Here is a 24737-nt window from a genome sequence, read left to right as displayed (position 1 = left end):
GGTCCTTCCCGTCAGCTCGGCTGTCCGGCGGGCACTCGATCGCCGGCCAGTCGTTCCAGTTGCTCGACCACCTCGAACGGCGTCGGGCGCGCCAGCATGTCGGATTGCAGTTCGCGTGCGGCAGTCTGGAATTCGGGCTCGAGCAACCGCTGTACGGCCGCGTCGATATCGCTGTCGGTGAGGTCGCCGCCCGGAAGATTCAGCCCGGCCCCGCTGTCGCGCACCCGCTCGCCGTGCACGGCCTCGTCCGGCATGTGCGAGATGACCAGCTGTGGAACCCCGTTGACGAGCGAGGTCAGCACGCTGCCCGCCCCGCCGCCGTTGATCAGCACCGAGCAGGTCGAGGCGAGCGCGTCCAGCGGAATCGGGCCGAGGTGAACCACGTTGTCCGGAATGTGGCCGAACAGCTCGCGCTGATCGTCGGTGACGGCGACGGCGAGCTCGACATCGCGGCGGGCGAGCGCGGCGACCACCCGCGGCGCGAGCACCATGTGGTCGAAGCCGAGCGCGGATTTCGAAGTGCCCCAGGTGATCCCGATGCGCGGACGCGTGGGCGGCGTAGACAACCACGGTTGCAGCACGGTGGGCCCGTTGTAGGGAATGAACCGGATCGGGCTGCGGGTCCGGCCGTCGGCGAGCTGCAACCGCGCCGGCGCGGGATCGAGGGTGACGGTGCCGTTCACCCCGATCCGCGAAATGCCGTACGGCGCCACCAGTTCGCCGACGATCTCGTCTTCGAAATCCTCGATGAGTGCGGTGAAGTCGATGCTCCACAGGTGGCGCACGGTAGGTACGCCGAGCAGCGTCCCGATCAACGGGCCGACCAGGCCGGTCGGCTCGAACACCACCACGTCGGGCCGCCACCGTTCGGCGAAGGCCACCGCGTCGGCGGCCTGGACCTGAGCGGCGGTCGCCGCGAGCCCGAATCCGATGAGCTGGCGCTGCTTTTCCTGTGCCGCGGCGACCACCGGATCGGCGCTGACCACCTCGGCCTCGGGTTTCCAAGCGCGCCTGGCGGATTCGGTGCGCAGGACGGCGAAGGAGTCGTAGTCCGGGCCCGCGCCGAACGCGGGCAGTCCGCTGTCCAGGATGGTCGGGACCAGGTCCGGGTTGCTCACCACCACGACGTCGTGGCCGCGTGCGCGCAGCGCCCAGCCCAGCGGCACCATCGGGCGCAGATGGCCTGGAATGTTCCAGGTTGCGATCAGGACGCGCATCTTCGTCTCCCTCCAGAGTCGGTGTGCACAGCGTCCTGCGGCGCGCTCGAATATCGCTCCAGCAGCGGTCGGCCCGGATCCGGCGGCAGCGTCGAGGGCTGTTGGATTCGCGCTCCGGTCGTTCTCTACCCGGGACGGCGACCATCGGGGTATTGCCGGCAGAGTGGAGGATGGTCGTGGCGCGGACGGCGGTGCTGATCGGCGGCAGTGGATATGTCGGCGGCGGCATCGGCCGGACGCTCACCGCGCGGGGATACACCGTGGTGTCGGTCGGCCGGGCCGAGTTCGACGTGCTGGCCCGGCCGGTCGCCGAACTGACCGAGCTGCTCGGCGGCGTCGATCTGGTGGTCAACGCCGCAGGCGCGCTGTGGCAGGTCACCGACCAGGAGATGGTGGCGGCGAATATCGTGCTGGTGCAACGCCTCCTGAGCGCGATCGACGCGATGGCGCGCCCCGCGCCGCTGATTCAGCTCGGCTCGGCCTACGAATACGGGGTCGCCCAAGCCGGCGGGAGCCGCGGCGTGGACGAGCCCACCCCGCCGCGCCCGGAATCCGCTTACGGCCGAACCAAACTCGCCGCCACCGAATGCCTGACCAGGTGGCCCGGGCGCGGCGTGGTGCTGCGCTGTTCGACGGTGGTGGGGGCGGAGCGCCGCGCGCCAGTCTGTTCGGGTCGGTGGCGCATCGGCTCGCCGATTTGGCTGCCGACCCGGCCGCACCGCCCGTGCTGGAACTGCCGACGTTGCGAGGCACGGTCGACCTGCTCGACCTGCGTGATCTCGGCGCGGCGGTGCTCGCGGCCGATCGCCTGCTGGCCGCCCAGCACGCGCCCGGGGTCGACATCGTCAATATCGCCTCCGGCCGCCCGGTCCGGGTCGAGCGCGCCGTGCACCGGCTGATCGAGCTCAGCGCGCTCCCGGTGAGCGTGATCACCACCGAGCGGCCGGAATTGGCGCGGACGTCCACCGCCGGCGCACCGCGGGTCCGGATCGAGAAGGCGGCCCGGCGGCTCGGCTGGTCACCGCGGTTCGGCCTCGACGACACGTTGCTCGCGCTCTGGCGGTCCGCGAATGCCGACCGAATCCGGCTGGGCAACAACTGATCCGGACTAGACCAGGGTGTTCCAGTAGTCGCGCAAGGCCTGATCCACGCTGCGGGTGGCCCGCCAGCCGAGTTCTTGCTCGGCGGTGCCGGTGGCCACCTCCAGCCAGCTCGCGACCGTGCCCAGCGCACCCGGGGCGGTCGCGGACTCGACGACATCGGCGGGCACCGCGCTGATCGAGATCAGCCGGTCCACCAACTGGCGCACTGAAACCGCTTGTCCACGACCGATATTCACCACGGTGCGCGCGGTTCGTGAGCGCGCCGCGGCGAGCACCGCGGCGCCGAGGTCGCGCACGTCGATGAAATCTCGGTAGGCGGCCAGCGGCGACAGTTCGATACGGGCCCGGCCCGCACGGTTTTCCGCCAGCATCGAGCCGACCCGGCCGATCAGCGTGCCGGGGTGCACCCCGGGTCCGATGCTGTTGGTCACGCGGAGCACGACGCCGTCCACGGAACCTTGGGCGATGGCTGCCTGGACCGCCACGGAAGCCGCCAATTTCATTCGACCATAAAGAGATTCGGGCTCGGTCGGTGTCGACTCGTCGATTCGGCCGGACGCGGGGAGCGGACCGTATTCCAGCACACTGCCCAGGTGCACATAGCGGGCGCGCAGTTCGGAGCAAGCGGTCAGCGCGGCGAGCGTGGTTTCGGTGAGGGTCACCAGCGATCGATGCAGACCGGATTCGTCCAGCCCCCAGTATGAACCGGCCGCGTTCACCACCAGGGCAGGCCGGTACTTCCGCAGCAGCTCGGTCAGCGCGCTCGGGTCGTCGGTGCTGAGATCGAGTGAGACATGTTCCGGTCCAACCGGATTCACTCCGCGCGACACCGTCGTGGTCCGATAGTCTGCCTGCAACGAGGCGACGATGTGCGGGCCGACGAAACCCGTTCCGCCGAGTACCAGAGCGGTGCCGCTGTTCCCCATGCACCCAGTGTCGGACCGGGTATTCGAGAACCACTAGGACGCGAATCGGACCGGGGACCGAGTCCACCGCACCTGTGCTCGCCCGAACCTCCAGCGAAGTTCTAGCGCGCGCGACCACTCTCGATGATGCACGACTCACCGAACAGGGAGGAATTGGAGGGCGGATGCACATCATCGACCTGTCCTCGCCAGTGGACAGCGAGCAGTACGAACCCGACCCGGTGGAGCACACGGTGCTCACCCCGGCGGCCGGCGCTCGGCACATGAGCGAGGAGATGGCCGAGCACTTCGGGCTCGGCTTCGACGTGGACGACCTGCCCGACGGCGAGTTCCTCTCGCTGGACCGGCTGAGCCTGACCACGCACACCGGCACGCACGTGGACGCGCCGTCGCACTACGGCACCCGGGCGTCCTATCGCGAGGGCGGTCCGCGGCACATCGACGAGATGCCGCTGGACTGGTTCCATCGCCCCGGCCTCGTGCTGGACCTGACCGACGCGCCGACCGGCGCCGTCGGCCGGGAGGTGCTGGAGCGGGAGTTCGACCGGATCGGCAAGCTGCCCGAGCCGATGGACATCGTGCTGCTGCACACCGGCGCACCGCGATACCAGGGCTCGCCGAAGTACTTCACCGACTTCGCCGGCCTGGACGGGCCCGCCACGAATTATCTGCTGGACCTGGGGGTGAAGGTGATCGGCACGGACGCGTTCAGTCTCGACGCGCCGTTCACCGACATCATCGCCCGCTACCGCGAGACCCGGGACCGATCGGTGCTGTGGCCCGCTCACTTCGCCGGCCGCGACCGGGAGTACTGCCAGGTGGAGCGGCTGGCGAACCTGGAACTCCTACCGCCGCACGGGTTCACGGTCGTGTGCTTCCCGATCAAGGTGGCGCGGGCGGGGGCGGGCTGGGCCAGAGCCGTTGCGCTGGTGGACAACCCGTGAGCGTGGACGAGAAGGTCATCCCGCGCCGGATCTCCCGGCTGCCGTCGCTGACCGGGTTGCGCTGGATTGCCGCGCTGCTGGTGTTCACCACGCACGCCGCGTACCAACCCGGCCTGCTGCCCCCAGGCGCCGCCGCCGAGGGGTTCATGCACGTGGTGAAGATGGGCGGCTACATCGGCGTCGGGTTCTTCTTCGTGCTCAGCGGATTCGTGCTCACCTGGTCGGCACGCGAGCACGACACCCCGGCCCGGTTCTGGCGGCGGCGCTTCTTCAAGATCTATCCGAACCACTTCGTCGCGTTCCTGCTCGCGGTCGGGCTGATGCTGCTGACCGGGCGCGAGATCGTCGGCTGGGTGCAGCAGGTGCTCTTGCTGCACGCCTGGTGGCCGGACCTGGACGTGGCCTTCGGCGTGAACGACGTCAGCTGGTCGCTGTCGGTGGAGGCGCTGTTTTATCTATCCTTCCCGCTGCTGATCGTGCTGGTGCGCAAGATCCGCCCGGACCGGCTGTGGTGGTGGGCGGGCGGGATCATGGCCGCGGTCGTGCTGATGCCGGTGATAGCGAAACTGTTGCCCGCGCAGCCGCAGGTGTGGTGGGAAGCCACGCCGGAGTACGAGTACTGGTTCGTCTACGTGTTCCCGCCGGTGCGCGCGCTGGACTTCGTGCTCGGCATGGTGATGGCGCGGATCGTCATGGTCGGCGTCTGGCCGCGGGTACGCGCGCTCTGGGCGGGACTGGCATTCGTCGCCGGTTATCTGGCGGCGTCGTTCCTGCCGACCACCTTCGCGATCGTGGCGGCGACCATCGTGCCGCTCGCGTTCCTCATCCCGGCCGCGGCGGCCGCCGACGTCGAGGGCAGGCACTCGTGGCTGGCCAGCCGGCCGATGGTCTGGCTGGGTGACGTCTCGTTCGCCTTCTATCTGCTGCACGAACTGGTCCTGTACAACATGTACCGGCTCTACGGCGACGAATTCCAGCCCACCCTCGCGCAAGCGATCGGGCTGTGGGCGCTGAGCCTCGGCGGGACGGTGCTTTTGGCGTGGGGAATGCACCGATTGGTGGAGCTTCCGATGCAACATCGTTTCTCCAGTCCGGGTAAGCGGATCACGCCGCGGGAACCGAGATCTGCCCCCTCCTGATCTGCCCAGTGAAACTTTCTATATGCGAACGCCCCCCGTGCTTGGTTACAGTGTCCGAAAGAGCAGCCCAGGAGTACTCCGGGACGTATTCGCTTTCATATCAAGGACATTGGAGAACTGTGAAGATTCTCGTGACCGGTGCCACCGGTTGGGTCGGGCGCAACTTGGTCGAGTTGCTGCTGACCGGCGGTGCCGAGGTCCGGGCACTGACCCGGCGTCCGGAGAGCGCTGAATTACCCGCCGCGGTCGAGATCGTCGGCGGTGACCTGGAAAAGCCCGAGAGTCTGTCCGGCGTGTTCGACGGCATCGACCGGCTCTTCCTGATCGTGGCCGGAGAGACCACCGCGCAGGTGGTCGACGCGGCCAAACAGGCAGGCGTGCAACGGGTGGTCACCCACTCCGCGTCGAGCGCGGGCTTCGGCGGCGATCGAGGCGGTGAATATCATCGCGCGTTCGAGTCGGTGGTGGAGAATTCCGGGCTGGCCTGGACGCACGTGCGGCCGGGCATGTTCGCGAACAACCTGCTGAGCTGGGCCGGGCCGATCAAGCGGACGGGCATCGTGCGCCTGCCGTACGACAATGCGCGGCAGGCGCCGGTGGACGAATTGGACGTGGCGGCGGTCGCCGCGGCCGCGTTGCTGGACGACTCGCACGGGGGCCGGGTCTACACCCTGTCCGGGCCGGCGGCGCTGACCAAGACCGAGCAGTTCGCCGTGATCGGCGCGGCGATCGGAAAGGACGTGCGTTTCGAGGAGATCACCCCCGAGCAGTGGCGCGCCGAGGGCAGCGAGCAGTTCCCGGGACACCTGATGGACTGGCTGCTGGAGTACTGGGAGCGCACGCTCGCGCAGCCGGAGCCGGTGCGGCACGACATCGAACAGGTGCTCGGTGTGCCGGCCCGTCCGCTGTCCGAATGGGCCGGTCTGCACTCCGATGACTTCAGCTGATTGCCCGCCGAGGGCGGAACTCGCCGGCCAAGTGGGGACGGGGACGAGGCTGTCCAGCATCCCCACTTGGGTGACGAACCGGGGCAAGCGGGCTGTCCGCCCCGGTTCAGCGCAGCCGGGCGGAGGCGCCGGCCAGCATCGCGGGACGGGTGGTGAGGGTGAGGATGTCGGCGTCGTCGTCGACGCCGAGGATCGCCGCGTGCAGTTCCTGCAGTCCGCGTTCCGGGTCCAGGCCCAGCTCGTTGACCAGGGTGACCCGCAAGCGGTGGAACACCTCCAAGGCCTGTGCCCGCCGCCCGCTAAGGTGCAGCGCGCGCATGTATTGCGCGTGCAGCCGTTCGTTGAGCGGGTGTTCGGCGCACAGCGCGGCGAGGCGGGACAGGACCTCGCGATAGCGACCGAGGCGAAGCTCGCCGTCGAGCATGTACTCGATGGTGACCAGCTTCGACTCGGACAGTTGCAGGGCCTTGGACTCCAGCACCCGGCCCGCGGCGATATCCACCAGGGCAGGCCCCCGCCAGGTACGCAGCGCCGCGTCCAGGTCGGCGATGCCCGCTTCGTCGTTTCCGTTGGCCAGGGCGGCCAATCCGGAATCGACCAGAGCCTCGTAACGGTGCATGTCGAGCGCGTTGGGTTCGACATGTAGCAGGTACCCGCCGGGGCGGGTGATCAGGATTTCTTTGGCTACCTCCGTTGCGGACATGCCGGTGACCCCGACGAAGTACTTACGCAGATTGAGGACGTACGTCTGGAGCGTTGTGAGCCCGCTCGCCGGCGGCAGTTCATCCCACAGATCGGTGATCAGAGAGGAAACCGGTACCACCTGGTCCGAATGGACCAGCAGCATCGCCAATACGGTCCGCAATTTCGGAGCACTTGGGACGTTCGATTTCCCTTGATGCTCTACCGAAAGTGGACCGAGCACGCCAAATTCCATAATTCCCCCTAAACGGCGGCACCCTTTTGGCGGTACCTAGCCTTGAGAACTGGGGATTGGGTGGTCCCCATGGATCTTCGAGTTCCCCGGACCAAACTCCTGGTCGGTACTTTCCGACGCTATACCGATTTGCCCGGATTCGTCAACGGATGGCGGTGATGTCGAGCTGGCTTGTGTCCCTTGCTATCTGGGGCTTGACTCTCCGTGGAACTCGCATCATCGGGGGGTTGCGCGGCGGCGTCGGCGCGGTTGCCGACGGTTGACTGAAAACGAAACAGGTTGCCGTGCAGGAGAATAGGAGAGGGGGATGGTACATGGCAAAGTCATGTCGCGGACCCCGACACTGTGATTGGTTGTGGCTCAGGCGATTTCGGTACATGCGGAGCAATGTGTCCGTATGTGCGCCGCGGTTGCGCGCCGACGATCCGAGATCGGGCCGTGGCCTCGCCTTTCGCACTTTCTATGTGCGCGTGGACGGGTCGCCGGGCTAGCTTGGGGGCATGACGATTCTCGTAACAGGGGCTACCGGAAATATCGGCCGAAAGGTCGTGGACCACCTGGTGAAACTGGGGGCCACCGATATTCGCGCACTGTCGAACCACCCGGAACGCACCGCGTTCCCGCCCGAGGTCGAGGTGGTCAAAGGCTACCTCAAGCGCCCGGACTCGCTGCCCGCCGCCTTCGCCGGCATCGACCGCATGTACCTCGCACCGTCGCTCGAAACCGTCACCGAGGTAGTCGATCTGGCCCGCCAGGCCGGGATCGGCCACATCGTCGCGCTGTCCGGCGACGAGAACACCAACTGGCACCCCATCTCGCAGGCGGTCGACAAGTCGGGCGTCGACTACACCCACCTGTGGACGGGCGAGTTCATGGAGAACGCCACCGACTGGGCCGATCAGATCCGCACCACCGGCGAGGTGCGCGAACCGTACCCGACGTCGGGCAACGCGCCCATCGCCATGGACGACATCGCCAGGGTCGCGGCGACGATCCTGGCCGGCACCGGGCACATCGGCGAGACGTACACCCTCACCGGGCCCGAAACCATCACCAGGGCACAGCGTTTGCAGTACCTGGCCGACGCGCTCGGCCGCGAGCTGACCTTCGTCACGGTGCCGCCGGAGGAGCTCATCGCGCAGCTCGAGCCGGCCATGGGCGACTACGCCGGTTACTTCGTCAACGGCCTGGCCACCCGGGTGGACAACCCGCAGATCGCCACCAGCACCGTGGCCGACCTGACCGGGCACGCCACCACGTTCGCCACTTGGGCGGTGGAGAACGCCGACCTGTTCCGCTGAGCCGATCGGTCGGCGCGCGGCGCCGCGAGGCCCGTTCGACGGCCTCGCGGGTCGTCGCGCGTCCGGCCGGTCGAGCGGGCCCCACCGAAGTTCGAGTGTCCTTCGAACCGACCCTCTAGCCGAGTGCGAGAGGGTGAATCCGGGCCACACGAACGACTTCGGCTGAGTCGGGTCCCCTCAGAAAGGAAGCGTGAATTCCATGGCAGAACGCGTTGTCTCCACGGCTGATCTCCATCTGTGGACCGAAGACTTCGGCGACCCCGGCGACCCCCCGCTCCTGCTGCTCGGCGCGCACAGCTCGCGCGGCTGGCCCGACGAGTTCGTCGCCGAACTCGTCGCGAAAGGCCTGCACGTCATCCGGTACGACCACCGCGACACCGGGCGGACGGTCTCGCTGGACACGGCGCAGAACCCGTACACCTTCTACGAACTCGCCGCCGACGCGATCGCCGTGCTGGACGGGTGGGGCATCGACCGGGTCCACCTGGTCTGCTTCGCGCTGGGCGCGGCGACCGGGCAGCTCATGGCCATCGACTATCCGGACCGGCTGCGCAGCCTGACCATGACCGGCGCGGCCGCGCTGACCGTGGACTTCTTCACCAGCTGCGACTGCGCCTACAGCGGCGAGCCGACCCCGAGCGGGTTGCCCGCGCCGCGCCGCGAGGTGCTCGACCTGATCATGCAGTCGCCGATCCTCGACGACCTCGACGCCGAGCTGGACCGGCGGGTCGCGATGGCCAGGGCGATGTCCGGCTCGGTGCTGCCGTTCGACCCGGCGGAGTTCCGGCGCTGGGAGGAGCGGGAGATCGCGCACTCCGGCATCGCCGGACGCAACACGCCGAATATCGACGAGCGCGCCGACATCACCGACCGCGGTCCCGAATTGGGGCAGGTGCAGACGCCCACGCTGGTGATCCAGGGCCCGCTGGACCCGGTCCATCAGCCGCCGCACAGCGCGTTCCTCGCCGAGTCGATCCCGGGCGCGCAGCTGCTCGAAATCCCCGGCCTCGGCCACTCTTTCCCGTCCGCCGCCCACCCCGCGCTGGCCGACGCGATCGCCGAGCACGTCCGGCGTGCGGAATCGGTCGCCGTCGGCTGATCTGCCGTCGAACGGACCCGCGGCCCGGACCGGGACGCGGGTCCGTTCGGTATGTATGCCCGAATCCGGCTCGGCCCGAGGGCTTCTCCAGTGGACTTCGACCGGGTGCCACCAGGTTTAGGGGACAGTCCAGTGGAGAGGCGGTAGGTCGTGAGTGCAGAGGTACGGGAGCAGACATACGCGGAGATCTGTGCCGAGGTGGAGAGGTTCTATGCCCGGCACGTCCAGCTGATGGACGAGGGGCACGCGGAGGAGACCGCCGCGACCTTCACCGAGGACGGCACCATGGTCTCCCCGCCCAAGATCGCCACGCCGATCGCGGGGCGGGCGGCGCTGGCGGCCGGCCTGCGGGCCAATGCCGATCAGTTGCGCGCCGACGGCATTCGGTACCGGCGGTGCTACAGCACGATCGTGGTCGAGGTGCGCGCGGACGGGTCGGTGTTCGCCCGGTCCTACGTGCAGGTGGTCAAGACCGAGCGGGGCAAGGGGACCATCCTGCACGCCATGTGCGTGTGCGAGGACGTGCTCGTCCGCACCGACGGCGAATGGCTGGTGGCCGAGCGGGTGGTCACCCGCGACGACGAATCCGTCTGAGCGCCAGCCGATCTCGACCGCGCTGCGAGCGGGCGTACCTAGCTTCGAGGGCATGACCTCGAAACAGAGACGCGGTGTGATCATCACCGGCGGTGGGACCGGAATCGGGCGGGCGCTGGCCCACGGCTACGCCGAGGAGCACGAAGTGCTCGTGGTCGGGCGCACGGAGTCCGCCCTGCGCGAAACGGCCGCCGGGCACGACCACATCCACGTGCTCGCGGCGGATATCACCGATCACGGTTCGGCCGAACTGGTGATCAAGACGGCGCAGCGGGCGCTGGGCCGGGTCGACGTGCTGATCAACAACGCGGCGACCGCGGCCCCGGCCCCGCTCGCGCACATCGACCAGGCCGCCGTCGAGAGCGAGGTGGCGGTCAATCTGCTGGCCCCGATCTTCCTCACCCAGGCGGCGCTGGACGCGCTGGCCGAGACCCGCGGCACCGTGCTGAACATGAGCAGTTCCGGGGCGTCCGGCGGGCGCGCGTGGCCGGGGTTCTCCGGGTACGGGGCGACGAAGGTCGCGCTGGAATTCCTCACCCGGACCTGGTCCGTCGAGCTTGCGCCGCAAGGCATTCGGGTTGTCGCGATCGCGGCCGGTGTCGTGGCGTCCGGCATGGGCGTGCGCATGGGGTCCACACCCGAGCAGTACCAGGACTTCCTCGCCGGCATCGCCGCCAGAACCCCGGCCGGCCGGGTCGGCAAACCTGACGAAATCACCTGGTGGGCAAGGCAGTTGACCGCGCCCGAGGCGGAGTTCGCCACCGGTTCGGTAGTCGTCGTAGACGGAGGTTTGAGCCTGTTGTGAGTCCAGATTCGAGCCGGGCACGAGGCGCTCGGCGCACCGTTGGTGGCACATGGAAAACGATCTCAGGAGCAGCACGATGACAGCTTCGGCCCAGCACGCCAAGGACCGCTACGACGCCAGCGGCAAGGGGGTGGTGACCTTCGTCAACACCTTCACCGTGAGCAGCGACCCGCTGGATTTCGAGCGGGTGTTCGCCGACATCTCGGAGTTCATGGCCGCCCAGCCGGGCTTCCTCCAGTTCACCCTGTCCAAGCACGTGGACGCGGCGCGGGGCAACGAGTACGTGAACATCGCGCTGTGGACCGACGTCCAGTCGTGGCGGGACGCGATCGCCGCGCCCGGCTTCGCCGACCATGCCAAGGAGCTGCGGGCCCGGGCGACCAACGTCGCCAATCTTTACGAGCCGCGGCTGGAGTTCGTCAAGGCCTGACGCCGGCCCGCAACCGTAAGGGATGTCTGAAGATGAAACGTCGTGTCGTCATGACCGGCATCGGGGTCGTCGCGCCCGGTGGCACCGGTGCCAAGCCGTTCTGGGATCTGCTGTCGTCCGGCCGCACCGCGACGCGGCGGATCACCTCGTTCGACGCCGGGCGGTTCCGCTCGCAGGTGGCCGCCGAGTGTGACTTCGACCCGGTGGCCGAAGGCCTTACCCCGCAACAGATCCGGCGGATGGACCGGGCCGCGCAGCTGGCCGTGGTCAGCGCGCGGGAGTGCCTGGCCGACAGCGGGGTGGACCCGGCCGCGCTCGACCCGGCCCGCACCGGGGTGGTGGTCGGCAGCGCGGTCGGCTGCACGATGGGCCTGGAGCAGGAGTACGTGGTGGTGTCCGACGGCGGCCGGCACTGGAACGTCGACGAGTCCTATGCGGTCGGGCATCTCTACAACCACTTCGTGCCCAGTTCGCTGGCGACCGAGGTGGCGTGGGAACTGGGCGCCGAGGGGCCGGTGGCGACCGTCTCCACCGGCTGCACCTCCGGGCTGGACTCGGTGGGGCACGCGGTCGAGCTGATCGCCGAGGGCGCGGCCGACGTGGTGGTGGGCGGCGCGACCGACGCGCCGATCTCGCCGATCACGCTGGCCTGCTTCGACGCGATCAAGGCCACCACGCCGCGCAACGACGATCCGGAGCACGCGTCGCGGCCGTTCGACCGGACCCGCAACGGTTTCGTGCTCGGCGAGGGCTCGGCGATGTTCGTCTTCGAGGAGTACGAGCACGCCCGCCGGCGCGGTGCGCGGATCTATGCCGAGGTCGCGGGATATGCCACCCGCTGCAACGCCTATCACATGACCGGCCTGCGCCCCGACGGCGTGGAGATGGCCGAGGCCATCCGGTCGGCCATGGGCCAGGCCCGGGTGAATGCCGAGGACGTGGGCTATGTCAACGCGCACGGCTCCGGCACGATGCAGAACGACCGGCACGAGACGGCCGCATTCAAACGCAGCCTCGGCGAGCACGCGTACCGGGTGCCGGTCAGTTCGATCAAGTCGATGATCGGGCACTCGCTGGGCGCCATCGGTTCGCTGGAGGTCGCCGCGTGCGCGCTGGCGATCCGCGACGGCCTGGTGCCGCCGACGGCGAACCTGCACGAGCCGGACCCGGAGTGCGATCTGGACTACGTGCCGCTGACCGCCCGCGAGGTGCCGCTGGACACGGTGCTGACCGTGGGTAGCGGGTTCGGCGGCTTCCAGAGCGCGATGATCTTGAAAAAAGTCGCATGAGGACGGTGATCACCGGGATGGGCGTGATCGCCCCGACCGGCCTGGACGTCGCCGAACACTGGGCGAATACCCTTGCGGGACAACGAAAGATCGGACGGATCACGGCATTCGACCCGTCCGGCTACTCGGCCACCCTGGCCGGGGAGGTCAGCGGATTCACCGCCGCGGATCACCTGCCCGGCCGGCTGCTGCCGCAGACCGACCGGATGACCCAGCTGTCGCTGGTAGCCGCCGATCGCGCGCTGGCCGACTCGGCGGTGGACGGCACGGCCCTGGCCGGATTCGACGTCGGCGTGGTGACGGCGAGCTCGGCGGGCGGCTTCGAATTCGGCCACCGCGAGCTGGACAAGCTGTGGCGCAAGGGACCTCAGCACGTCAGCGCTTATCAGTCGTTCGCCTGGTTCTATGCGGTGAACACCGGCCAGATCTCCATCCGGCTCGGTATGCGCGGTCCCGGCGGCGTGCTGGTCACCGAGCAGGCGGGCGGGCTGGACGCGCTGGCGCTGGCGCGGCGGCGGGTGCGTGCGGGGCAGCCGGCGATGATGTGCGGGGCCGTGGACGGATCGCTGTCGCCGTGGACCTGGGTCGCCCAGCTGACCAGCGGCCGGATCAGTACCTCCGCCGACCCCGCGCGGGCGTATCTGCCGTTCGATGCCGCGGCCTCCGGTCATGTGCCCGGCGACGGCGGGGCGCTGTTCGTGCTGGAATCGGCGGAATCCGCGACAGCGCGCGGCGTGACGTCCTGGTATGGCGAAATAGCAGGCTACGCAGCGACTTTCGATCCGCCGCCGGGCTCGGACCGGCCGTCCACGCTGCGCCGCGCCATCGAGGGCGCGCTGGCGGATGCCGGGCTCGAACCCGCCGAGGTGGACGTCGTGTTCGCCGACGCGGCAGGTACGCCGGAACTGGACCGGGTCGAGGCCGACGCGCTGCGCGCGGTGTTCGGCCCGCGCGGGGTTCCGGTCACCGCGCCCAAGACCATGACCGGCCGGCTCAGCAGCGGCGGCGCGGCGCTCGACGTCGCCACCGCGCTGCTGGCGCTGCGGCACGGCCGCATCCCGGGCACCGCCGGGGTCACCGATCCGGTACCCGACTACGAACTCGATCTGGTGACCGAGACCAGGGCGCTGCCGATGTCGGTGGCGCTGGTCGTGGCCCGCGGGCACGGCGGCTTCAACGCCGCGATGGTGCTGACCACCCAGGGCCACAACGGCATTCGACAAACCACTGACAAGGAGGCGGCATGAAGCCACTGCTGATCGCCCCGGTGCACCGCGCGCCGACCACCCTGGCCGCGTCATGACCCGGACCGACACCGAACTGGGCCGGCGGTTGCTCACCGAGCGCGGGATGCATTTCCTGTTCGCGCACGGCGGCGACCCGTATGCCGTGCTGCTGCGCGCCGAGGACGAGGACACCGCGACGCTCACCGCCCGGATCAAGGAGCGGGGGCCGGTGTATCGCAGCCGGCCCGGCGCCTGGGTGGTCAGCGATCCGGAACTCGCCGAGCAGGTGCTCACCGATCCGAGCTTCGGCACCGAGCTGCCCGCCGGGCACGTGCTGGCCGCGATAAACCCGTTCCCCGAACCGAATTGGACCGCCCCGCCGCCCGCCGGTGGCGTGCCGCTCGACGGGCTCGGCGACAATTTCGACCTCGTGCGCGACGTGTTGCGGCCGGCGGTCGCGGGGCTCGCCGCGGAGGTGCTGACCGTGCCGAGCGCGGATCGGGCCGAGTACACCGGATACGCCGTCGCGGCGGGCCCGGCGGTGGACGCGGTGCTCTGCGCGCCCCGGCTGGCCGACGTCCGCGTGGTCATCGAGGCCTTCGCGGGACTGCGAAAGCTCGTGCCGGACAACGCCTTCCTCCTCTCTGTCTTGGGCGTCGAACTCACGGTGACGCTCGCCGCGACGGCCGCGCACCTGCTGCTCGCCGATCCGGCACGCTGGCAAGCGTTGTCCGCCAACCCCGTTGGCGTCGGCGCACTGCTGGACGACGTGCTGGCCGAGCATCCGCCGTTGCGACTGGACCGCCGGGTGGCCCGCGCGGACCTGCGACCGGGGGCCGAACAGATCGCGGCGGGCGACGAGGTGGTCGTGCATGTCGGCGCGGCCGGGCTCGGCCTGCGCGGCGTGCCCCGGGTCGCGGCGTTCACCCGCGGCGCGGCGGCGACCGTGCTGGCCGCGGTGGCGGTCCGCTTTCCCGGGCTGCGGCTCGACGGCGCGCCGGTGCGCCGACTGCGCGCACCGGTGACGGGCGCGCTGGTTCGCCTGCCGGTCGCCGACTCGAATTCCCTGACCACCCACTGACGAGGAGCCGCCCGCAATGCGTGTACTCATGACGTCCCTCGCGGTAGAGGCGCACTTCAACGGGACGGTGCCGCTGGCCTGGGCGCTGCGCGCCGCCGGGCACGAGGTGCGCTTCGCCAGCCAGCCCGCGCTCACCACAGCGATCACCCGAGCCGGGCTGACCGCCGTCCCGGTCGGCACCGACCACACCCATCACGAGATCGTGCGTGACCTGGGGGCGGAGCTCACCGGCTTCTACCGCGACATCGATTTCACCGGTGAACGCGGCGGCCCGCGCGATCGCAAGGCCGCCAATTCGCTGCTCACCGCGACGTTTTACGCCCAGGCCAACAACGACTCCATGGTCGACGAGCTGGTCGATTACGCCCGCTGGTGGCAGCCGGACCTGGTGATCTGGGAGCCGTTCTCCTTCGCCGGCGGGGTCGCGGCCCGCGCCTGCGGCACCGCCGGTGCCCGATTGCTCTGGGGCCCAGATCTTTTCGGCCTCTCGCGGGAAGCCTTCCTGGCCGACACCGCCGCGTTGCCGCCGGAACTGCGCGACGACGCGCTCGAGGAGTGGCTGACCTGGACCCTCGCCCGGCACGGCCTCGATTACGACGAGCGGGTCGTCACCGGGGACTTCAGCATCGACCAGATGCCCGAGGGCGTGCGCCTGCCCAGCCCGAACGAGTCCGTGCCCATGCGGTACGTGCCCTACAACGGGGTGTCCGAGGTGCCCGATTGGTTGCGGGAAACCCCTGCGCGGCAACGGATCTGCCTGACCCTGGGCATCACCTCGCGGGACATGGCCTACCCGAACCTGATCTCCCCGGCCGAACTCTTCGACGCGGTCGCGGACCTGGACATCGAGATCGTGGCCACGCTGAACGAGGCCCAGGCGGCCGAGGTCGGCCGGATTCCGGCCAACACGCGGGTGGTGGATTTCGTGCCGCTGCACGCCCTGATGCCCACCTGCGCGGCGATCATCCATCACGGCGGCGCGGGCACCTGGTCCACCGCGGCCGTGTACGGCGTGCCGCAGCTGGTGGTCGCGGGCATGTGGGACAACGTCTACCGCGCGCAACGGCTCAGCGATCTCGGTGCGGGCCTTTATCTTCCGCCGCACGAGCTGACCGGGAGCCGGCTACGCGAGGGCGTGCTGCGACTGCTCGACGAGCCCGGGTTCGGCGCAGGCGCGCTGGCGCTGCGCGACCGGATGCTGGCCGAGCCCAGTCCCGGCGAAGTCGTGGCCACCCTGGAAGCCGCCGCTGCCCGATACAGCGCTCAGCTGACGCACTAACCGAAGGAGAGATCATGGCTTTGTTTGCCGTCCTGGCCACGCAGGCCCCGGCCCCGGGGGAGGCGAAGGAGTTTCGCGAACGGCTCAGCGAGGGCTTCGCCTACACGCGAGCCCTGGTGGAGAAGGGCATCATCCGGCACAGCTGGATCCGGGTTGGAGCGTCGGGCGGGCTCAACATCTACGACGTTGCCTCGCACGAAGAACTGCTGAGCGTGCTGTACGACAACCCGGTCAGCCCGCACCTGAAGTTCGAGGTGATCCCGCTGGCCACGCCCGGCGCCTTCGACAAGCTGGCGATCTGGAACAAGCCGGTCGAGCAGTCATGAGCGCGCTGCTGGATCGCCTGCTCCGGGCCGGTACCTCGTCGGATGCCGAAATCTCCTTGCTGGTCAAGGAATTGGGTGTGGACGCGGTGCTCACCGCGCTGATCGACGAGGTGCTGTTCCGCGCCTCCGTGCCGACCAATCCGGATCCGGTGGACATCGCGCTGGACATCACGCACGAGAGCGAGACCCGTCGGGTCGTATTCCATTGCGTCGGTAGCGAACCCATCACGCGGTCGACCGCCGACGCACCGGCCGAGATCAGCCGTGAGCTGGGCATGTCGCTGACCCACCTGGTCCGCCGCGTCTACGGCCGGCCGGACCAGCGCCGCACCGGGGACTTCAGCGACGTCTTCCTGCCCAGCCGCCCCGACGATCTGTCCCGGCTGCCGGGCCTGGTCGTCTCGACCAGCCTGGCCTCCGGCGCGCTGATGACCGGGCTGACCATCCCGCGGCACGAACTGGGCGCGCTGTGCTCGGCGTCGGGTTCGGACAAGTGGGCCAGCTTCCATTGGTACACCGGACATTACGAGCGCGAGTTCGCCCCGTACCGCGACGAGCCGGTGCGCATCCTGGAGATCGGCATCGGCGGTTTCGACGGCGACCTCGGCGGCGGCTCGCTGCGGATGTGGAAGCGGTACTTCCACCGCGGGCAGGTGTTCGGCATCGACCTGTTCGACAAGTCGGCGCTGAACCAGCCACGGCAGACCGCCCTGGTCTGTGACCAGAGCGACCCGGCGGCGCTGACCGCGCTGGCCGCGGAGTACGGGCCGTTCGACATCGTCATCGACGACGGAAGTCACGAGAACGCGCATGTGCGAACGTCATTCGACGCGCTGTTCCCGCATGTGCGCCCGGGCGGGCTCTACGTCATCGAGGACATGCAGACCGCCTACATCCCGCGCATGGGCGGCACCGACGGCCCGTCGGCGGGCCCCGACACCTCCATCGGCCTGATCAAGCGTCTGGTCGACGACCTGCACTACCACGAGCACACCCCCGGCGGCGTCCCGACCGTGACCCAGCGCGACGTGGTGGGGGTGCGGGCCTACCGCAATATCGCCTTCGTCGAGAAGGGCACCAACGGCGAGGTCGGTATCCCGCCGTGGATGGACGACGCGGCGTGGGCGGCGCTGGGCGCCCTCCCACCCACCGACTGAATCGGAGAGACCGCAGTGAACACAACCGTCCGAACCGGACCCACGCCCGACCTGTCGGTGGCCGAATTGCTGTCCGACGTCCGCGGTTACGCGGAACCCGACCCGCCCGCGCTGAGCCTGCCGCCGCAGATGTTCACCTCGCCGCAGGTGTACGAGCTGGAGCGGACCCAGATCTTCCAGCGCTCCTGGATCATGGTGGCGCACACCGATCAGCTGGCCGCGCCCGGCGATTACGTGGCGCTGTCCATCGCCGGCGAGCCGGTGGCGATCACCCGCGGCGCGGACGGGCAGCTGCACGGTATGTCGCCGGTGTGCCGGCACCGGGCGATGCCGCTGGTCGAGCCGGGCGAGGGCACGGTGAAGGATTTCACCTGCTCCTATCACCTGTGGCGCTACAACCTGGACGGCTCGCTGCGCGCGGCCACCTACATGCGCGACAACCCCGACTTCGATCCGGCCAACTGCCGACTGCCCGGTTTCGCGGTGCGCGAGTGGCACGGCCTGGTGTTCGTCAACCTCGACGCGGAGGCCCGCTCGTTCGAACCGGATCTGGCCATCGTCGAGACCGAGATGACCAACTACCGGCTCGACGACATGGTCCAGGTGAGCCACTGGACCGAGGAGTGGGCCTGCAACTGGAAGGTCGCGGTCGAGAACGGGTACGAGAACTACCACGCCATCGGCCTGCACCCGGAAACCGTGCGCCCGTTGATGACCGGCGGCATCGACATGACCGTGCACCTGGATTCGCCGTGGGTGGCGCGGCTGCTCAGCGCGGCGGGCACCCCGTTCGAGGCGCCGATCCTGCCGCTCACCGAGGCCGAGCGGTCGGTCATGTACAGCTACCGGATGTTCCCGTGCGGCGCGGTGGCGACCTTCGGCGAATCCATCGCCTGGATCAGCATCATTCCGTTGTCGCTGGATCGCACCCAGGTTCGCGGCGGCACCCTGGTGCCCCGCCAAGCGCTGGAGCACGTCTCGCTCGAGGTGATGCGCAAGGAGATCGAGTCGATCACCAGCGTGATCAACGCCGAGGACCAGGCGGGCATGGAGGCGGTGCAGCGCACCCTCCATTCCCGGTTCATCGAGCGAGGTCACCTGAGTCCCAAGGAACCCGGCGTGCTCGCGTTCTACCGCCAGCTCGCGCTCGCACTCACCCAGGAGGCCTGACCCATGGGCGGTCCGCACATTTCCCCGAAACTGCGCGCGATGATGGACGACTACGCGCAGGCCAGGGTGCAGGAGCCGGTCCGGTTCCACGAGCCGACCGGCCGCTGGGAGGTGTTGCGCTACACCGACGGGCTGCGGGTGATCTCCGACTTCGAGGTCTTCTCTAACGACCTCAGCGAGTTCATTCCGGATCACGAGGAGCTGCGCAACTTCAGCAAGGGCAACTTCCAGGCGATGGACGAGCCGCGGCACAAGGAGTTGCGCGGGCTGGTCACCCAGGGGTTCACGCCGAAGTTCGTGCAGAGCCTCGTGCCCAGGGTGGAGCAGGTAGCGGCCGAACTACTCGACGCGACCCTGGAACGCGGCCAGGACCGGGTCGACATCGTGTCCGACCTGGCCGCCCCGCTACCGGTGATCGTGATCGCCGAGGTGATGGGCCTGCCGGTGGCCGACCGGCACCTGTTCCGCAAGTGGGCGGACGCGCTGCTGGTGGACAACGGGGTGGACGCGCTGTTCAGCGAGGAGGGCGTGGCCGCGATGGCGCCGTCCATCCGGGAGATGAACCAGTACCTGCTCAGTCACGTCGACAGCTATCGCCGCTCGGACAAGGACGGGCTGATCCGCGACCTGCTGGACGCCGAACTCAACGGGCGCAAGCTGGACGATTTCGAGATCCTCGGATTCCTCGCGCTGCTGCTCATCGCCGGGCACCTCACCACCAGCACCGTGCTCACGAATTCGCTGCTGTGTTTGGACGAAAACCCGGGCCTGGTCAAGCAATTGCGCGCCGAGCCGGCGCTGCTGGGTCCGGCGATCGAGGAGGTCATGCGCTACCGGTCGCCGCTGGTGTGGATCGATCGGCGCGCGCTCACCGACGTCGAACTGGGCGGCCGGCAGATCCCGAAGGGTTCGCTGGTCAGCGCGTCGCTGGTGTCGACCATGCGCGACGAGACCGAATTCGCCGATCCGGACGTGTTCGACATCCACCGCAAGCAGGCGCGACATCTGGCCTTCGGCAAGGGAATTCACTTCTGTCTCGGCGCGCCGCTGGCCCGGCAGGAGGTCCGGATCGCGCTGACCGCGATGTTCGATCGGTTCGAGGACTTCCGGGTGGCCGAGGACGAGGACATCGTGTTCCACGACCCCAAGGACTTCAACGGCACGAAGAAGCTGCCGATGGATCTGGTGCGCCGATGACAAGGATGCTCGATCGCACCGTTATCACGCCCGCGGATCCGCGCTATGCCGAGGTGACGACGGCCGCGAACGGCCGTTTCCGTTGCACGCCGCGCATCGTGCACGTGCCGGCGACACCGGAGGACGTGCTGGCGGCGGTGCAGGCCGCGGCCGACACCGGCGCGCGCGTGGCGATCCGCAGCGGCGGGCACTGCCTGGAGGACTTCGTCGACTCGGCGGAAACCGAAGTGCTGCTGGATCTTTCGCGATTGAATCAAATCGACTACGACCCCGGGATGCGGGCTTTTGTGATCGAGCCGGGCGCGCTGCTCGGCGAGGTCTACCGCAGTCTGCTCAAGGGGTGGGGCGTCGCGATCCCGGCCGGCCTGGAGTACACGGTCGGCGCGGGCGGGCACATCCTCGGCGGTGGTTACGGTCCGCTGACCCGCATGCACGGTTGCGTTGTCGATCATCTGTACGCGGTCGAGGTCGTCACCGTCGACGCGTCCGGAACGGCGCGGATCGTCGTCGCCACCCGCGACCCGGACGACCCGCACCACGAGCTGTGGTGGGCCCACACCGGTTGCGGCGGTGGAAATTTCGGTGTGGTGACCAAGTACTGGATGCGTGCGCCGGACGCCACGGGCGACGACCCGGCGGGCCTGCTCCCGCAACCGCCCGCCGAGGTGCTCGACGGCCTGACCACCTGGTCCTGGCCGGACCTGACGCCGGAATCGTTCCGCAGGCTGCTGGCCAATCACGGCAGTTGGCACGAGCGGCACAGTGCGCCGGGCATGAAGGAGAACGCGCTGTTCTCCATCCTCACCGTGCTGCGCGCGCAGACGAACACCATCGCCCTGCTCACCCAGGTGGACGCGACCGTCGACGGCGCCGAGCGGATGCTGTCGGACTACCTCGACGCGCTCAACGAAGGCGTCGGCGTGCCGTACCACCATGACGTGCAGCGCCGACCGTGGCTGCGATCGATGCTGTGGCCGCGGATGCGCGGCGACGTCTATGGCCAGCGGGCCAAGTGCAAGGCGGCCTACCTGCGGCGGCGGTATACCGACGAGCAGATCGACGTCATCTACCGCTATCTGACCGACGACGCGTACGACAATCCGACTGCGGGCGTCATTCTCGCCGCATACGGCGGACAGGCTTCCGCGGTCGCGCCCGATGCCACCGCTACCGCACAACGTGATTCGGTCCTGAAGGCGTTCTACCTGAACAACTGGACCGACCCGGCGGGGGAAGAACGGCACATCGCCTGGATCCGGTCGTTCTACCGAGACCTGTACGCGGACAGCGGCGGTGTCCCGGATCTGAACGGCCAGTCGGACGGGTCCTACATCAACTACCCGGACACCGACCTGGCCGATCCGCACTGGAACATGTCCGAATCTGCTTGGCACGACCTGTATTACAAGGATAACTACCCACGCCTGCAACGGGTCAAGGCCGTCTACGATCCGACCGGCTTCTTCACCCACGCGCTCGGCATCAAGGCGTGAGACCCGGCCCGGCCGCCCCGCATCGGGGCGGCCGGGCCTTTTCGATCAGCCGTAGAAGCTCGCCGCGTCCAGCCCGGTCAGCGGGATCCAGTCCGGGTCGGGCTCTTCGGTCACCGCCGTGCTGTCCATCCGCAATTCGACGGCCAGCCGCGGTCGTTCGTCCACCCGCATCGACAACGCGTACAGCCCGGCCAGGATGTGCACGCACGGCCGCTTGCGGGTCCGGCAGTCGCAGGTCGCCACCTGTTCGGCCAGCGGAACCGCGAAAGTGATTCCCGCGGCGGCGAATTCGGCCTCCAAGCTGTCCGGCAGATCGCCGGTGGCCAGGCCGGGGTTGGCCGCCAGCGACTTGGCGATCAGCCGCTCGGCGTCGCGCTTGGTCTCCTCGGGCCAGCGCGGTAACTCGATCCGGACGGTGGCCTCGGTGCCGGACACGATCACCTTCGCGGTGACCACGCCGACCTCGGTGGTGAGGGTGGCGCCGTGGTTGCGTGCGACGCTGCGTGCCTTGGGCAGCAACGGATTCGGGACGGCGGCGGTGGTGGACTCGACGATGCGGGTCCAGGCGCGCCCCCAGGGGGTGGCGCCGAATTCGGCGGGCATCACGAGATCGCTCCCAGGTCGAGATCGAGGACGGCGTGCAGCTCGTCGTCGGACAGTTTGGCCAGCGCGGCCTCGGTGTCGCCGCCGACGACGACGTCGGCCATGCCGCGCTTGGCGTCGTGCATCTGCGCGATGTGGTCCTCGATCGTGCCGCCGGAGACCAGCGTGTACACGTTGAGCGTGCGCTGCTGGCCGATGCGGTGGGCGCGGTCGGTGGCCTGCTCCTCGACGGCCGGGTTCCACCAGCGGTCGTAGTGCATCACATGCGCGGCCCTGGTCAGGTTGAGCCCGAAGCCGGCCGCGCGCAGACTCAGCAGCAGCACCGGCGGCGAGTCGTCGTCCTCCTGGAAGGCCCGGACCATTTCGTCGCGCTTGTCGCCGGAGAGCCCGCCGTGCAGAAACGGCACCGGGCCGGTGCCCAGCGTCTTGCCCAGCGACGTCGAGAGCAGCTCGCCCATGATGCGGTACTGGGTGAACACCAGGGCGCGGTCGCCGTCGTCGACGATCTCGGACAACATCTCGGTGGCCCGGTCGAACTTGCCCGACCGGCCCGGACCCGCGGGACCGTCCTCGAGGTAGTGCGCCGGGTGATTGCAGATCTGCTTGAGCGCGGTCAGCAGCGCCAGCACCCGGCCGCTGCGGCCGATGCCGCTGCCCAGGCCCTGGTCGAACGCCCGGTCCGTGGCCTCGCGATACAACCGCACCTGCTCGTCGGTGAGCGTGCAGATCATCGAGGTGTACTGCTTGGGTGGCAGTTCCGCGGCGACCAATGCTTTTGTGCGGCGCAGCATGTGCGGGCGCACCAGGGTGTTGAGTGCGGCGGCGGCTGAGGTGGAGCGGCGCTGTTCGATCGGCGCGACGAACCGCTGCCGGAACCGGCCGCGGGTGCCGAGCAGGCCCGGGTTGGTCACGTTGAAGATCGACCACAGTTCGTCGAGCCGGTTTTCCACGGGGGTGCCGGTCATGGCGATCCGCACGGTCGCGGTGAGCCGCGCGGCCGCCCGGCTGGCCTGCGCGTCCGGGTTCTTGATCTGCTGGGCCTCGTCCAGCACGACGATGTCCCAGGCGTTGTCCAGCAGACGCTTGTCGCTGCGCAGCACCGGGTAGCTGGTGATCACCACGGTGCCCGGTTCCCACTGTTCGGGCAGGTCACGATTGCTGCCGTGGTAGCGCAGCACCGGGGTGGCAGGGGAGAAGCGGGCGAGTTCGCGCCGCCAGTTGCCGATGAGCGAGGTCGGGCAGACCACCAGGTGCGGGCGTTCGGCGCGGCGGATGGCCAGCAGGCAGATGGCCTGCAACGTTTTGCCGAGGCCCATCTCGTCGGCGAGCACGCCGCCGGTGCCGAGTTCGGGACGGGAGTTGAGCCAGGCCACGCCGTGCACCTGGTAGGGGCGCAGTTGCGCGTCCACCGCGGTGTCCGCGAGGGTCGCGGTAGTGCTTGCCGCCCTGCGGAATTGGGTCAGCAGCGCGGCTGGCGCGGCCACCGCCGCGCCCTCCGGATTGGTCACGGCGTGCGCCGCGATCGGCATCCGGGCGGCCAGGTCGTCGAAGTCGGCGTCCTTGTCCTCGCCGTCGCCGTCCAGCAGCCGGGCGGCCGCCTGCCAGCTCTTGACCGACTTGCCCACCTTCGCCCGCCGGTCCAGCGCGATCAGCGCGGGCACGGCCTCGTTCAGATCGATGAGCCGCACGTCCCGGTCGGCGGCGACGACCGTGCCGCCCTCGGGCGCGGCCAGCGAACAGGTTGAGACCCGTCCGGTCGGCAGGCCGTGTTCGCGCACGGCTTCGTCCAGTTCGGCGGGCCCCCACCAGGCGAAGGCGTTCTCGGCGGGGACGAATGTGGCCTGCAGGCGGGGAACTTGCGTTCGTCCAGACAGTCGGACCAACTCCTTGCAACGGGTGCTCGCCGCATTATTGTGTAGCGGTGATATTGTGTGCTGGAATTATTGTGCAGCGTGAAAGTTGTGCGACGCAAGGATACTTCAACGGATCGGGCCGTGTCACATGACTATGGGTCAGCAGGAGAAACCTCAGGTCAACGCGTTGATCGAGCTACTGCCGGACTGGATTCAGCAGTTGATCCGGATCAACAGCCTGGTCGCGACCCAGATGGGCGTGATCATGACCGACTTCCACTGCCTGCACGCACTCCAGCAGGGCGGGCCGACCACGCCGGGCGCGCTCGCCGCCCGCGTCGGCCTCACCGCGGGTTCGGCCACCCGGATGGTCGACCGGCTGGAGGCGGCCGGCTGCGTCACCCGCGCGCACGACCCGAAGGACCGGCGCAAGGTCGTGGTCGTGCCGACCCCGGAAGGGCTCGAGCGAGTCAGCTCCTACTACGCGGGGCTGACCGCCCGGACCCATCTCGACCTCGCCGACTTCACCGACGCGGAGTTGCAGGTGCTGCACCGGTTCGTCGAGCGCAGCCTGGCCAGCGCCGTCGCGGAGGCCGATCGGTTGAACGCGGGGTCGTAGCG

General features: G+C 69.1%; 25 protein-coding genes. 20 read left to right on the top strand and 5 right to left on the bottom strand.

Annotated features, from left to right (window positions below; translation table 11 throughout):
• Positions 1-11: 11 nt before the first annotated feature.
• Entirely contained in the window at positions 12-1217 is a 1206-nt protein-coding gene (locus tag F3087_RS18485; protein WP_150403213.1) for a nucleotide disphospho-sugar-binding domain-containing protein, read from the bottom strand.
• A 176-nt stretch (positions 1218-1393) separates the two neighbouring features.
• Between F3087_RS18485 and F3087_RS18480 the strand changes: the two genes are divergently transcribed.
• Together F3087_RS18480 and F3087_RS45980 are read left to right on the top strand one after the other, a co-directional pair.
• Positions 1394-2116 carry an NAD-dependent epimerase/dehydratase family protein gene (locus F3087_RS18480; protein WP_191094026.1) on the top strand — a complete coding sequence of 241 codons (723 nt, stop codon included), beginning with the start codon at positions 1394-1396 and terminating at the stop codon, positions 2114-2116.
• Positions 2104-2319, top strand: a complete 216-nt coding sequence (locus tag F3087_RS45980) for a hypothetical protein (RefSeq protein ID WP_191094025.1) — start codon at positions 2104-2106, stop codon at positions 2317-2319. The genes F3087_RS18480 and F3087_RS45980 overlap by 13 nt, the downstream gene beginning before the upstream one ends.
• 6 nt (positions 2320-2325) lie before the next feature.
• On the opposite strand, the gene F3087_RS18475 is transcribed toward F3087_RS45980, so the two are convergent.
• A complete protein-coding gene (locus F3087_RS18475) occupies positions 2326-3246 on the bottom strand; it encodes an NAD-dependent epimerase/dehydratase family protein (protein WP_150403211.1) in 921 nt (306 codons plus the stop codon).
• Positions 3247-3410: 164 nt separating this feature from the next.
• Here F3087_RS18475 and F3087_RS18470 point away from each other — a divergent pair, with 164 nt between their 5' ends.
• The 3 genes from F3087_RS18470 to F3087_RS18460 all read left to right on the top strand — a co-directional run bounded on the left by F3087_RS18470 (position 3411) and on the right by F3087_RS18460 (position 6276).
• Positions 3411-4190, top strand: coding sequence for a cyclase family protein (locus F3087_RS18470; RefSeq protein WP_150403210.1), 780 nt, complete (start codon positions 3411-3413; stop codon positions 4188-4190).
• Entirely contained in the window at positions 4187-5329 is a 1143-nt protein-coding gene (locus F3087_RS18465; RefSeq protein ID WP_191094024.1) for an acyltransferase family protein, read from the top strand. Before F3087_RS18470 ends, F3087_RS18465 begins: the two co-directional genes overlap by 4 nt.
• A gap of 119 nt (positions 5330-5448) precedes the next feature.
• Positions 5449-6276, top strand: a complete 828-nt coding sequence (locus tag F3087_RS18460; RefSeq protein ID WP_150403208.1) for an NAD(P)H-binding protein — start codon at positions 5449-5451, stop codon at positions 6274-6276.
• A gap of 106 nt (positions 6277-6382) precedes the next feature.
• On the opposite strand, the gene F3087_RS18455 is transcribed toward F3087_RS18460, so the two are convergent.
• Positions 6383-7123: an AfsR/SARP family transcriptional regulator gene (locus tag F3087_RS18455; RefSeq protein WP_375908584.1), complete on the bottom strand. Its 741-nt coding sequence runs from the start codon at positions 7121-7123 to the stop codon at positions 6383-6385.
• A 590-nt stretch (positions 7124-7713) separates the two neighbouring features.
• Between F3087_RS18455 and F3087_RS18450 the strand changes: the two genes are divergently transcribed.
• The 14 genes from F3087_RS18450 (at position 7714) to F3087_RS18385 (ending at position 21660) form a co-directional block, all read left to right on the top strand.
• Entirely contained in the window at positions 7714-8514 is an 801-nt protein-coding gene (locus F3087_RS18450; RefSeq protein ID WP_150403206.1) for an NAD(P)H-binding protein, read from the top strand.
• 199 nt (positions 8515-8713) lie between these two features.
• A complete protein-coding gene (locus F3087_RS18445; RefSeq protein WP_150403205.1) occupies positions 8714-9613 on the top strand; it encodes an alpha/beta fold hydrolase in 900 nt (299 codons plus the stop codon).
• Positions 9614-9763: 150 nt separating this feature from the next.
• Positions 9764-10207, top strand: coding sequence for a nuclear transport factor 2 family protein (locus tag F3087_RS18440; protein WP_223885176.1), 444 nt, complete (start codon positions 9764-9766; stop codon positions 10205-10207).
• Between the two features lie 52 nt (positions 10208-10259).
• On the top strand, positions 10260-11012 hold the full coding sequence (locus F3087_RS18435) for an SDR family NAD(P)-dependent oxidoreductase (RefSeq protein WP_191094023.1): 753 nt from the start codon (positions 10260-10262) through the stop codon (positions 11010-11012).
• A gap of 76 nt (positions 11013-11088) precedes the next feature.
• Positions 11089-11442, top strand: a complete 354-nt coding sequence (locus F3087_RS18430) for an antibiotic biosynthesis monooxygenase family protein (RefSeq protein WP_150403204.1) — start codon at positions 11089-11091, stop codon at positions 11440-11442.
• A gap of 32 nt (positions 11443-11474) precedes the next feature.
• Positions 11475-12731: a beta-ketoacyl-[acyl-carrier-protein] synthase family protein gene (locus tag F3087_RS18425; protein WP_150403203.1), complete on the top strand. Its 1257-nt coding sequence runs from the start codon at positions 11475-11477 to the stop codon at positions 12729-12731.
• A complete protein-coding gene (locus F3087_RS18420; protein ID WP_150403202.1) occupies positions 12728-13978 on the top strand; it encodes a ketosynthase chain-length factor in 1251 nt (416 codons plus the stop codon). The genes F3087_RS18425 and F3087_RS18420 overlap by 4 nt, the downstream gene beginning before the upstream one ends.
• Positions 13979-14030: 52 nt before the next feature.
• Complete coding sequence (locus tag F3087_RS18415; RefSeq protein WP_150403201.1) at positions 14031-15038, top strand: cytochrome P450 family protein; 1008 nt, start codon at positions 14031-14033, stop codon at positions 15036-15038.
• Positions 15039-15054: 16 nt separating this feature from the next.
• Positions 15055-16317: an activator-dependent family glycosyltransferase gene (locus tag F3087_RS18410; RefSeq protein WP_150403200.1), complete on the top strand. Its 1263-nt coding sequence runs from the start codon at positions 15055-15057 to the stop codon at positions 16315-16317.
• 14 nt (positions 16318-16331) lie between these two features.
• Positions 16332-16643 carry a muconolactone Delta-isomerase family protein gene (locus F3087_RS18405; protein WP_150403199.1) on the top strand — a complete coding sequence of 104 codons (312 nt, stop codon included), beginning with the start codon at positions 16332-16334 and terminating at the stop codon, positions 16641-16643.
• The gene (locus tag F3087_RS18400; RefSeq protein ID WP_150403198.1) at positions 16640-17800 is read left to right on the top strand and encodes a class I SAM-dependent methyltransferase; all 1161 of its coding nucleotides are present in this window, start codon (positions 16640-16642) and stop codon (positions 17798-17800) included. Before F3087_RS18405 ends, F3087_RS18400 begins: the two co-directional genes overlap by 4 nt.
• 15 nt (positions 17801-17815) lie before the next feature.
• Positions 17816-18970, top strand: coding sequence for an aromatic ring-hydroxylating oxygenase subunit alpha (locus F3087_RS18395; RefSeq protein ID WP_223885175.1), 1155 nt, complete (start codon positions 17816-17818; stop codon positions 18968-18970).
• Between the two features lie 3 nt (positions 18971-18973).
• On the top strand, positions 18974-20167 hold the full coding sequence (locus F3087_RS18390; protein ID WP_150403197.1) for a cytochrome P450: 1194 nt from the start codon (positions 18974-18976) through the stop codon (positions 20165-20167).
• A complete protein-coding gene (locus F3087_RS18385; RefSeq protein ID WP_150403196.1) occupies positions 20164-21660 on the top strand; it encodes an FAD-binding oxidoreductase in 1497 nt (498 codons plus the stop codon). The genes F3087_RS18390 and F3087_RS18385 overlap by 4 nt, the downstream gene beginning before the upstream one ends.
• A 45-nt stretch (positions 21661-21705) precedes the next feature.
• Here the strand turns inward: F3087_RS18385 and F3087_RS18380 are convergent, their stop codons facing one another.
• Positions 21706-22263: an SWIM zinc finger family protein gene (locus F3087_RS18380; RefSeq protein WP_150403195.1), complete on the bottom strand. Its 558-nt coding sequence runs from the start codon at positions 22261-22263 to the stop codon at positions 21706-21708.
• Positions 22263-24146 carry a DEAD/DEAH box helicase gene (locus F3087_RS18375; RefSeq protein ID WP_223885174.1) on the bottom strand — a complete coding sequence of 628 codons (1884 nt, stop codon included), beginning with the start codon at positions 24144-24146 and terminating at the stop codon, positions 22263-22265. The genes F3087_RS18380 and F3087_RS18375 overlap by 1 nt, the downstream gene beginning before the upstream one ends.
• A 118-nt stretch (positions 24147-24264) precedes the next feature.
• On the opposite strand from F3087_RS18375, the gene F3087_RS18370 reads away from it, so the two are divergent.
• The gene (locus tag F3087_RS18370; protein WP_150403194.1) at positions 24265-24735 is read left to right on the top strand and encodes a MarR family winged helix-turn-helix transcriptional regulator; all 471 of its coding nucleotides are present in this window, start codon (positions 24265-24267) and stop codon (positions 24733-24735) included.
• Positions 24736-24737: the final 2 nt, after the last annotated feature.

The organism is Nocardia colli (genome assembly GCF_008704205.1).
Classification (GTDB): domain Bacteria; phylum Actinomycetota; class Actinomycetes; order Mycobacteriales; family Mycobacteriaceae; genus Nocardia; species Nocardia colli.
The sequence above is the reverse complement of the archived record's forward strand: the minus strand, read 5'-3'. Positions and strand labels throughout refer to the sequence as shown.